The sequence below is a fragment of the Pseudomonas sp. 05N431 genome (genome assembly GCF_056397005.1).
The window spans coordinates 560,979-574,535 of the sequence record NZ_JBFTMN010000004.1; the positions used below are offsets into that span (position 1 = coordinate 560,979).

Genomic DNA, 13,557 nt, shown 5'->3' on the forward strand with positions numbered 1-13,557 from the left:
GGCAGCAGAGCAATGCAGCAACTCAATCCTTCCGAAATAAGTGAAATTATCAAGGGCCGCATCGACAAGCTCGATGTGACCTCCCAAGCCCGTAACGAAGGCACTGTCGTCAGCGTATCTGACGGCATCGTGCGGATTCACGGTCTGGCCGACGTTATGTACGGCGAGATGATCGAGTTTCCGGGCGGCGTCTACGGTATGGCCCTCAACCTGGAGCAAGACTCTGTAGGTGCCGTTGTATTGGGCTCTTACCAGACTCTGGCTGAAGGCATGAGCGCCAAGTGCACTGGCCGCATCCTCGAAGTTCCGGTTGGTAAGGAACTGCTGGGTCGCGTAGTCGACGCACTGGGTAACCCAGTTGACGGCAAAGGTCCGCTGAACAACACCGAGACCGACGCGGTCGAGAAAGTTGCTCCGGGCGTGATCTGGCGTAAGTCGGTAGACCAGCCTGTACAGACTGGCTACAAGGCTGTCGATGCCATGATTCCTGTCGGCCGTGGCCAGCGTGAGCTGATCATCGGTGACCGTCAGATCGGTAAAACCGCTCTGGCGATCGACGCGATCATCAACCAGAAAGACAGCGGCATTTTCTGCGTCTATGTAGCAATCGGTCAGAAGCAATCGACCATCGCCAACGTGGTTCGCAAGCTGGAAGAAAACGGCGCCCTGGCCAACACGATCATCGTGGCTGCCAGTGCTTCGGAGTCTCCTGCGCTGCAGTTCCTGGCACCGTACTCCGGTTGCACCATGGGCGAATACTTCCGCGACCGCGGTGAAGACGCGCTGATCGTTTATGACGATCTGTCCAAGCAAGCAGTGGCTTATCGCCAGATTTCCCTGCTGCTGCGCCGTCCACCAGGCCGTGAAGCTTACCCAGGCGACGTGTTCTATCTCCACTCCCGTCTGCTGGAGCGCGCATCCCGCGTTTCGGAAGAATACGTAGAGAAGTTCACCAACGGCGCAGTGACCGGCAAAACCGGTTCCCTGACTGCACTGCCGATCATCGAAACCCAGGCTGGCGACGTTTCCGCGTTCGTTCCGACCAACGTGATTTCCATCACCGACGGTCAGATCTTCCTGGAATCGGCCATGTTCAACTCGGGCATCCGCCCTGCAGTGAACGCCGGTGTTTCGGTATCCCGTGTGGGTGGTGCCGCTCAGACCAAGATCATCAAGAAGCTCTCCGGTGGTATCCGTACCGCTCTGGCTCAGTACCGTGAACTGGCGGCATTCGCCCAGTTCGCTTCTGACCTGGACGAAGCGACCCGTAAGCAACTTGAGCATGGTCAGCGCGTTACCGAGCTGATGAAGCAGAAGCAATACGCACCGATGTCGATCGCTGACATGGCGCTGTCGCTGTATGCCGCTGAGCGTGGGTTCCTGACTGACGTTGAAATCGCCAAGATCGGCAGCTTCGAACAAGCGCTGATTGCTTTCTTCAACCGCGATCACGCCGATTTGATGGCGAAGATCAACGTGAAGGGTGACTTCAATGACGAAATCGACGCTGGCATGAAAGCCGGTATCGAGAAGTTCAAGGCCACCCAAACCTGGTAAGCCGCAGCGGGAGCCGCAAGGCTCCCGCTTGCTAACCTGATAGGTGTTACATGGCAGGCGCAAAAGAGATTCGCAGTAAGATTGCGAGCATCAAAAGCACGCAAAAGATTACCAGCGCCATGGAAAAAGTGGCGGTCAGCAAAATGCGCAAGGCACAAATGCGCATGGCTGCTAGCCGTCCTTATGCGGAGCGCATCCGCCAGGTTATTGGGCATCTGGCCAACGCCAACCCGGAATACCGCCACCCGTTCATGATCGACCGCGAAATCAAGCGTGTGGGTTATGTCGTGGTGAGCAGTGACCGTGGTCTGTGCGGTGGCTTGAATACCAACCTGTTCAAGGCCCTGGTCAAGGACATGGCGGTAAACCGCGAAAACGGCGTCGAGATTGATCTGTGTGTCGTTGGTAGCAAGGGTGCGGCCTTTTTCCGTAACTTCGGCGGTAACGTCGTTGCAGCTATCAGCCACCTGGGTGAAGAGCCGTCGATCAATGATCTGATTGGCAGCGTCAAGGTGATGCTGGATGCCTACCTGGACGGCCGTATTGATCGCCTGTCCGTGGTATCCAACAAGTTCATCAACACCATGACGCAACAGCCTACCGTGGAGCAATTGATTCCACTGGTGGCAACCCCGGATCAGGAACTCAAGCATCACTGGGACTATCTCTACGAACCGGATGCCAAAGAGCTGCTTGATGGCTTGATGGTCCGTTACGTTGAGTCGCAGGTCTACCAGGCGGTGGTCGAGAACAACGCAGCTGAACAAGCGGCGCGGATGATCGCAATGAAGAACGCTACCGACAACGCCGGTGACTTGATCAGCGATTTGCAGCTGATCTACAACAAGGCGCGTCAGGCTGCGATCACCCAAGAGATCTCGGAAATCGTCGGCGGCGCTGCCGCGGTTTAACGGTTCAAATATTCAGAGGATCCAGCTATGAGTAGCGGACGTATCGTTCAAATCATCGGCGCCGTTATCGACGTGGAATTTCCACGCGACAGCGTACCGAGCATCTACAACGCTTTGAAAGTACAAAGCGATGCCGGCACCACTCTGGAAGTTCAGCAGCAGCTGGGCGACGGCGTGGTTCGTACCATTGCGATGGGTTCCACCGAGGGCTTGAAGCGCGGTCTGGAAGTTACCGATTCCGGCGCAGCCATCTCCGTACCGGTCGGTAAAGCGACCCTGGGCCGGATCATGGACGTCCTCGGCAACCCGATCGACGAAGCTGGCCCGATCGACACCGAAGAGCGCTGGGGCATTCACCGCCCGGCACCTTCGTTCGCTGAACAGGCAGGCGGCAACGACCTGCTGGAAACCGGCATCAAGGTTATCGACCTGGTTTGCCCGTTTGCCAAAGGCGGTAAAGTCGGTCTGTTCGGTGGTGCCGGTGTAGGCAAAACCGTAAACATGATGGAACTGATCCGTAACATCGCCATCGAGCACAGCGGTTATTCCGTGTTCGCCGGTGTGGGTGAGCGTACTCGTGAGGGTAACGACTTCTACCACGAGATGAAGGACTCCAACGTTCTGGACAAAGTGGCACTGGTTTACGGTCAGATGAACGAGCCGCCGGGAAACCGTCTGCGCGTAGCACTGACCGGCCTGACCATGGCCGAGAAGTTCCGTGACGAAGGTAACGACGTTCTGCTGTTCGTCGACAACATCTATCGTTACACCCTGGCCGGTACTGAAGTATCCGCACTGCTGGGCCGTATGCCTTCGGCAGTAGGTTACCAGCCGACCCTGGCTGAAGAGATGGGCGTTCTGCAAGAACGTATCACTTCGACCAAGGAAGGTTCGATCACTTCGATCCAAGCGGTATACGTACCTGCGGATGACTTGACCGACCCGTCGCCAGCGACCACCTTCGCCCACTTGGACGCCACCGTCGTTCTGTCCCGTGACATCGCTTCCCTGGGTATCTACCCAGCAGTAGATCCATTGGACTCGACTTCGCGTCAGCTGGACCCGAACGTGATCGGTCAGGACCACTACGACACCGCTCGCGGCGTTCAGTATGTTCTGCAGCGTTACAAAGAACTGAAGGACATCATTGCGATCCTGGGTATGGACGAGCTGTCGGAAACCGACAAGCAGTTGGTATCCCGCGCTCGTAAGATCCAGCGCTTCTTGTCGCAGCCGTTCTTCGTGGCTGAAGTCTTCACCGGTGCATCGGGTAAATACGTTTCCCTGAAAGACACCATTGCTGGCTTCAAAGGCATCCTCAACGGTGACTACGACCACCTGCCAGAACAAGCGTTCTACATGGTCGGCGGCATCGAAGAAGCGATCGAGAAAGCCAAGAAACTGTAATCCCGGCGCCCGGCAACGGGCGCTAATCAGGTTGAGGCAAGCAGATGGCTATGACAGTCCATTGCGATATCGTCAGTGCGGAAGGAGAAATCTTTTCCGGTCTGGTCGAGATGGTGATTGCGCACGGCAGCCTGGGTGATCTTGGTATCGCTCTGGGTCACGCTCCGCTGATCACTGAACTCAAGCCAGGTCCGATCCGCCTGATAAAACAGGGTGGGGAAACCGAGGTGTTTTACATCTCCGGTGGTTACCTCGAGGTTCAGCCGAACATGGTCAAGGTTCTTGCCGACACCGTGCAACGTGCTGCCGACCTGGACGAAGCCTCCGCTCAGCAAGCCGTTCAGGCTGCCGAGAAGGCCTTGCATGAAAGAGGCGCCGAGTTCGACTACGGTTCCGCTGCCGCACGTCTGGCCGAGGCGACAGCTCAGCTGCGCACCGTTCAGCAGATCCGCAAGAAGTTCGGCGGCTGATAAGCCTCCCGCTTGTTGTGTGATTGATTAAAAAGGGTAGCCTCGGCTACCCTTTTTCTTTTTTCGCAATTCATCTCTTGGTCGCAGCCGCTGACCTCCCAGGATTGGTAGCCAGTCATGTCACTTGAAATCGTTATTCTTGCTGCCGGTCAAGGCACTCGCATGCGTTCGGCACTGCCGAAGGTTCTTCACCCGGTGGCAGGCAATTCCATGCTTGGCCATGTTATCCACAGTGCCCGCCAACTTGATCCACAGCGTATTCATGTAGTGATCGGCCATGGCGCCGATGCAGTCCGTGAGCGTCTGGCTGCAGACGACTTGAACTTCGTGTTGCAGGACAAACAACTCGGCACGGGTCATGCGGTGGCCCAGGCTGTACCGTTCATCACCGCCGACACCGTACTGATCCTTTACGGTGATGTGCCGCTGATTGAAGTCCCAACCCTGCAACGCCTGCTCAAGCTTGTGGCGCCACTGCAAATGGGACTGTTGACTGTCGAGCTTGATGACCCGACGGGTTATGGTCGTATCGTGCGCAATGCTGACGGTCGGGTGACCGCTATCGTCGAGCACAAAGATGCCAGCGAAGCCGAGCGTACGATCACTGAAGGCAACACCGGCATTCTGGCGGTGCCGGCCAGTCATCTGGGCGACTGGATGAGCCGGCTCTCCAACAACAATGCCCAAGGCGAGTACTACCTGACCGATGTGATTGCCATGGCAGTCAACGACGGTCTGGTGGTGGACACCGAGCAACCTCACGACGCGATGGAAGTGCAGGGCGCCAACGACCGCAAGCAGCTCGCGGAGCTGGAGCGTCACTATCAGTTGCGTGAAGGCCGTCGCCTGATGGCTCAGGGCGTGACGTTGCGCGATCCGGCACGTTTTGATGTACGTGGTGAAGTGACCGTCGGTCGGGATGTGTTGATCGACATCAACGTGATTCTCGAAGGTCGTGTGGTCATTGAAGACGACGTGGTCATTGGTCCGAACTGCGTGATCAAGAACAGCACCTTGCGCAAAGGCGTGGTGATCAAGGCCAACAGCCATATCGAAGGCGCGGTACTGGGCGAGGGCAGCGATGCCGGTCCGTTTGCGCGTTTGCGTCCGGGCACTGTGCTGGAAGCCCGCGCCCATGTGGGTAACTTTGTCGAGCTGAAGAATGCCCATCTTGGCGAAGGTGCCAAGGCCGGCCACCTCAGCTACCTGGGCGATGCCGAGATCGGTGCGCGCACCAACATCGGCGCCGGCACCATCACCTGCAACTATGATGGCGTCAACAAGTGGAAGACCGTCCTGGGTGAAGACGTATTCATTGGCTCCAACAACTCGTTGGTGGCGCCTGTGGATATCTCGGACGGCGCGACCACGGCGGCCGGTTCGACGATTACCTCGAATGTGGATAAGTCCCAGCTGGCCGTTGGTCGGGCTCGGCAGAAGAACATCGATGGCTGGAAGCGACCGGTGAAAATCCACAAGAGCTGAGTTATCCACAGATCAATGATCGGGCTGGAGTTATTCACAGCCTGATCCATTGCATTCGCGAGCAAGCCCGCTCCCACAGGAATTGCGTATAAACCTGTGGGAGCGGGCTTGCTCGCGAATGGGTTAACCACAGATGTTTTTTTCGTGCGCTGGCTTGACGAGGTTTCGCCGATAGGTTTTGATTGCTTTCGTTATCTTTCGAATCGAAACTTACCAAGTCATGTCGAAGCGCAATACACCACAACGTCGCCACAATATTCTTGCCTTGCTCAATGAACAGGGCGAAGTCAGTGTGGATGAACTGGCCAAGCGTTTTGAAACTTCGGAAGTTACAATTCGCAAAGACTTGGCGGCGCTTGAAAGCAATGGCTTGTTGTTACGCCGTTACGGCGGAGCGATCACCATGCCGCACGAGTTGGTCAGTGATCCGAGCCAACCCGTCTCCCAGTACAAGCAATCGATTGCTCGAGCTGCGGTGACGCGGATTCGCGAACACGCGAGAATTATCATCGACAGCGGCAGCACCACCGCCGCAATGATTCCGCAACTTGGGCAACAGCCGGGTCTGGTCGTCATGACCAATTCCCTGCACGTCGCCAATGCGCTGAGCGAACTTGAACATGAACCGGTGCTGTTGATGACTGGCGGAACCTGGGACCCGCATTCCGAGTCATTCCAGGGTCAGGTCGCCGAGCAGGTCCTGCGCTCTTACGATTTTGATCAGTTGTTCATCGGTGCCGATGGCATTGATCTGGTACGAGGTACCACGACCTTTAACGAATTGCTCGGTCTAAGCCAAGTGATGGCCCAAGTGGCCCGTGAAGTGATCGTGATGGTCGAATCCGACAAGATCGGCCGCAAGATTCCAAACCTGGAGCTGCCATGGAGCAGCATCCATACCCTTATTACCGATGATCGCTTGCCGCAAGAGGCTCGCGACCAGATTCAGGCCCGCGGCATCAACTTGATATGCGCGGCAGTCAGCCAGGAGATATAGCATGTGTGGAATTGTCGGTGCAGTCGCGGAACGTAATATCACCGCCATTTTGCTCGAAGGTCTGAAGCGTCTCGAATACCGCGGCTACGACAGCGCCGGTGTGGCGGTTTACACCAACGGTGAAAAACTCGAGCGCATGCGTCGCCCGGGCAAGGTCAGCGAACTGGAACAGGCTCTGGCACAAGAACCGCTGGTTGGCCGTCTTGGCATCGCCCACACCCGTTGGGCGACTCACGGTGCACCGTGCGAGCGTAACGCTCACCCGCATTTCTCCGGCGATCTGGCGGTGGTGCACAACGGCATCATCGAAAACCATGAAGCCCTGCGTGAGCAGCTCAAGGCATTGGGTTATGTGTTCACCTCGGACACCGATACTGAAGTCATTGCCCACCTGCTGAACCACAAACTCAAAGACCTCCCTGACCTGACCGTCGCCCTCAAGGCCACCGTCAAGGAGTTGCACGGCGCTTACGGCCTGGCCGTTATCAGCGCGCAGCAACCGGATCGTCTGGTCGCTGCTCGCAGTGGTAGCCCGTTGGTGATTGGCCTGGGTCTGGGCGAGAACTTTCTCGCATCCGACCAGTTGGCACTGCGTCAGGTCACTGACCGTTTCACCTACCTGGAAGAAGGTGACATCGCTGAGATCCGCCGCGACAGCGTGCAGATCTGGGACGTTGACGGCAAAGCTGTCGAGCGCGAAGCGGTGCAGTACCGCGATAACACCGAATCCGCCGAGAAGGGCGAGTTCCGTCACTACATGCTCAAGGAAATCCACGAGCAACCGTCGGTCGTACAACGCACCCTGGAAGGCCGTCTTGGCCCGAATCAGGTGTTGGTCCAAGCGTTCGGTCCACAAGCCGCCGAGCTATTCGCCAAGGTCCGCAATGTGCAGATCGTCGCCTGCGGCACCAGCTATCACGCCGGTATGGTCGCGCGTTACTGGCTGGAAGAACTGGCCGGGATCCCGTGCCAGGTCGAAGTCGCCAGCGAATTCCGCTACCGCAAAGTCGTCGTGCAACCTGATTCGCTGTTCGTCACGATCTCTCAGTCTGGCGAAACCGCCGACACCCTGGCTGCACTGCGCAATGCCAAAGAGCTGGGTTTCCTCGCCAGCCTGGCCATCTGCAACGTCGGCATCAGCTCGCTGGTGCGTGAGTCCGACCTGACACTGCTGACCCAGGCCGGTCGCGAAATCGGTGTGGCATCGACTAAAGCGTTCACTACTCAGTTGGTGGGGCTGCTGCTGTTGACCCTGTCTCTGGGTCAGGTGCGTGGCACCTTGTCCAAAGACTTGGAGGCCGAGTTGGTGGAAGAGCTGCGTCGCTTGCCGGCTCGTCTGGGCGAAGCGCTGGCGATGGACAGCACCGTCGAAAAAGTCGCCGAGCTGTTCGCCGACAAGCACCACACACTGTTCCTCGGTCGTGGCGCACAGTACCCGGTGGCGATGGAAGGCTCGCTCAAGCTCAAGGAAATCTCCTACATCCACGCTGAAGCCTACCCGGCTGGCGAACTCAAGCACGGCCCGTTGGCGCTGGTCGACGACGACATGCCGGTAGTAACGGTGGCACCGAACAACGAGTTGTTGGAGAAGCTCAAATCCAACCTGCAGGAAGTTCGTGCCCGTGGCGGCCAGTTGATCGTGTTTGCTGACGAAAAAGCCGGTATGAGTAATGGCGAAGGCACGCATGTGGTAAACATGCCGCACATCCACGACATCCTGTCGCCGATCCTCTACACCATCCCGCTGCAGTTGCTCTCGTACTACGTCGCCGTGCTTAAAGGCACAGACGTTGACCAGCCGCGTAACCTGGCGAAGTCGGTGACGGTGGAGTGAGTTATCCACAAGACTGAAACTTGAATTGGTGTTTACCAACCTGTTTCCACGCTATGCAAAAACCCCCTGACTCAGGGGGTTTTTATTTTCTGGCCCTTTCATCACGAAGCGGCTGCGAGGACGAATTCCACCGAGGGGATAGGGGATGCTGTACAAGCGGGACGAACTTGCGCAATCCGTCCTGCCTGTTCACAGATTTATGCGAGTGCCAGTTGAATGACCTTGTAAATCACCATGCCCATCGCCACCACCAGGTAGCCGCGCAACACCCCCATCCAGATTCGGTTGCGTTGCGACAGTATCATTGGCTTCAGTTGTGCCAGTGGCGGCATCCGCCACGAGTACATCATTTGTTGGGTGAAGGTCACGGTGTTCTCAGGCAACAGCCCGTTGTCGACTTCTTTGCGGGCGTGCAGCACATTTACCGCAATGGCGATGACGAGCCCCACCAGGCCGCCACCAATGAGGATGTTGGTGATGGTTTCACCGGACATATCCGGGAAGGCCACCGCTGCCGTCAAGATGATCGACAGCAGTACGAGCACTGCCACAATGACGGCAGTAATGACGTTGGTGAAGCGCTTGTTTACCCATGGGCCCAGCACTTCCTTATCGTTGCACAGCAGCAACAGGAATACGGTGGCGCTTGGCAGCAGCACACCCGCCAGCGTCTGTACTGCGTTCGTCAGCAGCCCCAGCGGCACACCCGGAATCAACACCAGTGCCGCAGCCAGCGCAATCAGACCGCAGTACATCACGTAAAAGCCCTTGGCATCGCCTGGTTTACGGTGCAGCGAGTGTTTCAGGTTCAGTACATCGCCCAGTGCGTAGGCAGTCGATAGCGACACCGCCATTGCACCGATGATGCTGGCGTCGATCAGTGCGATGGCAAACAGTACGCCCGGCAGGCGCCCGTGATATTTGGCGATGCCCGTGGCGATGGCGCCGGCATCGGTGAACTGGCCGAACTCCGGGTGACCGGCAAAAACCTGCGCGGTGAAGGCGATCATGGCCACGGCACCAATCACCACCATCGCAATGCCCAGCCATAGATCGGCGCGTTCGTACTTGATGAAGCGCGGAGTGATGCGTTTGTCGATCAGGTAGCTTTGCTGGAAGAACAGCTGCCATGGCGCCACGGTGGTACCCACGATACCGATGATCAGCAGCAACACTTCCGACAGCTTGCCGTCAGTCGGCAGTTGCGGGATGAAGAAGTCGTGAGCGACTTGCGTCATGGGTGGATGGACCATCACGAATATCGGTACCAGCAGCAGGCTGCCCACAACCAGAATCAACGCGAAACGTTCGAAGCGCCGGAAGTCGCCGGTACAGGCGGAGAGCATGATGAACACCGCTGCCACACACACACCGGCCACCTTGGGCACACCGAGGAACTCCATCCCGAGGCTGATGCCGATGAACTCGGTGACAATAGTCAGCGCGTTAAGGATGAACAGGTCGATCGCACTGAACGCCCCCCAGAACTTGCCGAAGCGTTCGATGATCAGGCGCGCGTGACCGACACCTGTCACGGCCCCCAGACGCAGTACCATTTCCTGGTTGACGTACAGCACCGGGATCAACAGTGCCATGGTCCACAGCAGCATGGTCCCGTAGTTCTGGCCGGCCTGGCCGTAGGTGCTGAATGCGCCGGCGTCATTATCGCCGACCATTACGATCAACCCGGGGCCCAGGATGGCCATCAGTGTTTTCAAGCGCTGCCACCAACCCTTGCGCGGGGCGATGTCGTCATGACGGATGGTACCGAATGCTCCGCGGATGTCTCCGACGTGGGCGCTGTCAAGAACAGCAGTTTCAATCTTCAAGTTGGACATAACGAATCTCTCCAAAAGCGTAACGCTGGATGCCGCTTTCGATTCCCGCCGGACAGGTGCGCAGGTACTGTCCCTCTGAAAACCACAGCCTGAAGCTGGATCAGAGTGGAAAGTCAGGCGTCCTGGCGCTCAGGGGCGCGAAATAAACGGGCACTAAACCGTCGACCAAAAGTGGTCAGGGTCGTGAAGAGGTCACACGGAGAGAAATGCGGGGGGAAGTACAGGAAGGAGATCAGCCAGTGATGGTTGTACTGCTACCCGCTAGACGCCGCCATTTCAGTCAGAGTGACCGGACTACTATTACTGGGGTCCATACGTGGTCTCTCCTTCATGTTTTTCGTGGCGGCACAGCTTCAAATATTGAGAGGGCCGTAGATTTCTTTCAGGTGGCATGACGCCCTCCTTTACGTACCTGGCGGTACGAACACGTTAAAACAATCACTACTGCACAAATGAAGGCAGGCGATGGGTCAGAAACCTGTGACCGCAGCGAACGCAAGGCGCACGTACGGATTAGAAGCGCACAGAGAAATCCGCCCGCCCAGGTTTGATGTTTTAGTTACGCGAAGGAGTTTGATACTGATGCGCGCAACGTCCTCCTCTCGGCAAGACGTTGGCTAAGGGGATCTAGCTGAGGTCGTGCCGAGCTTTTACGGAGAATTTCTCCGATGTACAACAATGACTGTCCAAAGAAAAATGACCTCAGATGTAACAAGTTGTAAATTCTGGCGGGCCGTACAGGGAAAGTCAACACAGCTCATCCACCCTCCGCTCGCTACCAGATGGCCCGTGGAGTCGGGGTGCGGCGATAGGCATCGATTCTGCCAAGGGGATGGTGGCCATTCACAAATACGTAAAAAATACGTCAAGTTTATGTTTCTGTAACAATTTGAAACGTACAATCCGCCCCGGAAAAGCGGCGCGTCGGAATTGATCTCGATTGCGTGTGCCGCAGGCAAAATCTGCGGCCGGATGACGTCGTGCTTTTCCCGTCAAAATGTCCTTTTTACTCCCGTTCAGGAGACTCCAGCCATGGATCCTGCCGATTCTCGGCGGGCCACCCATTGAGATGCCGAGTGAGGCGCAGAGGGTAAATGGTGAGTTCGGATCCCCGGAGTTCTGAGCCACTGAACCATTTTCCGCAACGCCCCGTAGCGTTCGTTTGTGTGGCCTCCCTCCGTCGTTTTATTACCCCGCTAGAGTGTACTTAGCTGTGCTTCAACTGCTAGTTGAGCCGTTCTGTGCGCGGTTGCTCTAGAACCTGTTGATCGGTGGTCAACGATCACCTCCAGAACGCTACTGGAATCACTGAACATGAATAAGGTATTGCGTCATTACATACCGGCCACGGCACAACGATTGCTTCCCAACCGATGGGACCTGATCGCCATGCCGTTGGTGATTGGCTTCTTGCTGTTTTTCTCGATTGGTGCGCGCGAGACCTGGGCTCCAATTTCGACGTTGCAGACGCAGGTCATTTCACTGGACCCGAGCGACCTGCCTGAATATGCAATTCGCACGACATTGCGCATGCTCGCGGCCATGGTGGCGGCGCTGATTTTCACGTTGGTCTACGGCACGTTGGCGGCCAAGAGCCGGCGTGCAGAGAAGCTGCTGGTGCCGGTGCTGGATATCCTGCAATCGGTGCCGGTGCTCGGCTATATCTCGTTCACCGTGACATTTTTCCTGCTGCTGTTTCCAGGGCGTGTGCTGGGCGCGGAGTGCGCGGCGATCTTTGCCATTTTCACCAGCCAGGCCTGGAACATGACGTTCAGCTTCTATCAGTCACTGCGTACAGTGCCTCGGGATCTGGAGGAAGTGTCCAGCAACCTGCAGCTTTCCGGCTGGCAAAAATTCTGGAAACTCGATGTGCCGTTCGCCATTCCGGGCCTGGTCTGGAACATGATGATGAGCATGTCCGGTGGCTGGTTCTTCGTGGTGGCCTCGGAAGCGATCACCGTGGGTGACAAGACCATCACCTTGCCGGGGGTGGGTTCCTATCTGGCGACCGCCATCGAACAACGCGACATGCACGCCGTGGGTTACGTCATTCTGGCGATGATTGTGGTCATCCTGGTTTACGACCAGTTCCTGTTCCGGCCGCTGGTAGCCTGGGCGGACAAGTTCCGGATGGAAAACACGGCTTCACAGGCCGGGGCTCCCGAGTCCTGGGTGCTGAATCTGATCCAGCGCACCCGCGTCGTTCAGCGCCTGTTGCGACCTTTTATCCGGGTTATCGTGCGCATCACCAACATGCGCCTGAGCCTGCCACGTTCCAAAGCGGTGGCCGTTCAGGCCAGTCCGACGGTTTCAAGAGTTATCGATTGGGTCTGGGGCTCGGCGATTGCGCTAATGACCCTGTACGCGCTGTATCACATCGTGATTTACGTTGGCAGCGAGGTGACGCTTGGTGAACTCTGGCATGTGATCGGTCTGGGCACCATTACCCTGTTGCGGGTTGCTCTGTTGATACTGGTGGCCTCGCTGATCTGGGTCCCGCTGGGCGTGATGATTGGCTTGCGCCCGCATCTGGCGGAGAAGATCCAGCCGCTGGCCCAGTTCCTTGCAGCATTCCCGGCGAACCTGTTGTTTCCGGTGTTTGTCATCGTGATTCTGCGCTATCAGTTGAACCCGGATATCTGGTTAAGCCCGCTGATCGTGCTGGGCACCCAGTGGTACATCCTGTTCAACGTGATCGCTGGTGCCAGCGCCTTTCCCAACGACTTCCGCGAGGCTGCGACCAATTTCCGTATTCGCGGCTGGCAGTGGTGGCGCAAGGTCATGCTGCCCGGCATCTTTCCTTATTACGTGACCGGTGCAATTACCGCCTCGGGCGGGGCGTGGAACGCCAGTATCGTGTCCGAGTTCGTTTCCTGGGGGCAGGACAAGGTGGTCGCTCACGGTTTGGGGGCCTACATCGCCCAGACCACCGCGGCTGGCGACTTTCCGAAAATCACCTTGGGTGTGGTGGTGATGTCGTTCTTTGTCGTGGCGTTCAACCGCGTGTTGTGGCGGCCGTTGTACGCGATCGCTGAAAACAAACTCCGTCTGAATTAAC

General features: G+C 57.2%; 9 protein-coding genes. 8 read left to right on the forward strand and 1 reads right to left on the reverse strand.

Going from position 1 to position 13,557, the window contains the following annotated elements:
• The first annotated feature begins 12 nt into the window (after positions 1–12).
• The 7 genes from atpA (at position 13) to glmS (ending at position 8,661) form a co-directional block, all read left to right on the forward strand.
• The gene (atpA, locus tag AC1DIG_RS10230; RefSeq protein ID WP_477767203.1) at positions 13–1,557 is read left to right on the forward strand and encodes a F0F1 ATP synthase subunit alpha; all 1,545 of its coding nucleotides are present in this window, start codon (positions 13–15) and stop codon (positions 1,555–1,557) included.
• 50 nt (positions 1,558–1,607) lie between these two features.
• A complete protein-coding gene (gene atpG / locus AC1DIG_RS10235; protein WP_017129297.1) occupies positions 1,608–2,468 on the forward strand; it encodes a F0F1 ATP synthase subunit gamma in 861 nt (286 codons plus the stop codon).
• A 27-nt stretch (positions 2,469–2,495) separates the two neighbouring features.
• Positions 2,496–3,875: a F0F1 ATP synthase subunit beta gene (gene atpD, locus AC1DIG_RS10240; protein ID WP_477767204.1), complete on the forward strand. Its 1,380-nt coding sequence runs from the start codon at positions 2,496–2,498 to the stop codon at positions 3,873–3,875.
• A 44-nt stretch (positions 3,876–3,919) separates the two neighbouring features.
• On the forward strand, positions 3,920–4,345 hold the full coding sequence (locus AC1DIG_RS10245; protein ID WP_347902900.1) for a F0F1 ATP synthase subunit epsilon: 426 nt from the start codon (positions 3,920–3,922) through the stop codon (positions 4,343–4,345).
• A gap of 117 nt (positions 4,346–4,462) precedes the next feature.
• Positions 4,463–5,830 (forward strand): bifunctional UDP-N-acetylglucosamine diphosphorylase/glucosamine-1-phosphate N-acetyltransferase GlmU, encoded by a 1,368-nt coding sequence (gene glmU, locus AC1DIG_RS10250; RefSeq protein WP_477767205.1) that lies wholly within the window; start codon positions 4,463–4,465, stop codon positions 5,828–5,830.
• Between the two features lie 220 nt (positions 5,831–6,050).
• Positions 6,051–6,827 (forward strand): DeoR/GlpR family DNA-binding transcription regulator, encoded by a 777-nt coding sequence (locus tag AC1DIG_RS10255; RefSeq protein ID WP_477767206.1) that lies wholly within the window; start codon positions 6,051–6,053, stop codon positions 6,825–6,827.
• A 1-nt stretch (position 6,828) separates the two neighbouring features.
• Entirely contained in the window at positions 6,829–8,661 is a 1,833-nt protein-coding gene (glmS, locus tag AC1DIG_RS10260; protein WP_477767207.1) for a glutamine--fructose-6-phosphate transaminase (isomerizing), read from the forward strand.
• Between the two features lie 197 nt (positions 8,662–8,858).
• On the opposite strand, the gene AC1DIG_RS10265 is transcribed toward glmS, so the two are convergent.
• The gene (locus tag AC1DIG_RS10265; protein ID WP_477767208.1) at positions 8,859–10,499 is read right to left on the reverse strand and encodes an Nramp family divalent metal transporter; all 1,641 of its coding nucleotides are present in this window, start codon (positions 10,497–10,499) and stop codon (positions 8,859–8,861) included.
• Between the two features lie 1,314 nt (positions 10,500–11,813).
• Between AC1DIG_RS10265 and AC1DIG_RS10270 the strand changes: the two genes are divergently transcribed.
• Positions 11,814–13,556 (forward strand): ABC transporter permease, encoded by a 1,743-nt coding sequence (locus tag AC1DIG_RS10270; RefSeq protein WP_477767209.1) that lies wholly within the window; start codon positions 11,814–11,816, stop codon positions 13,554–13,556.
• The last annotated feature ends 1 nt before the right edge of the window (position 13,557 follow it).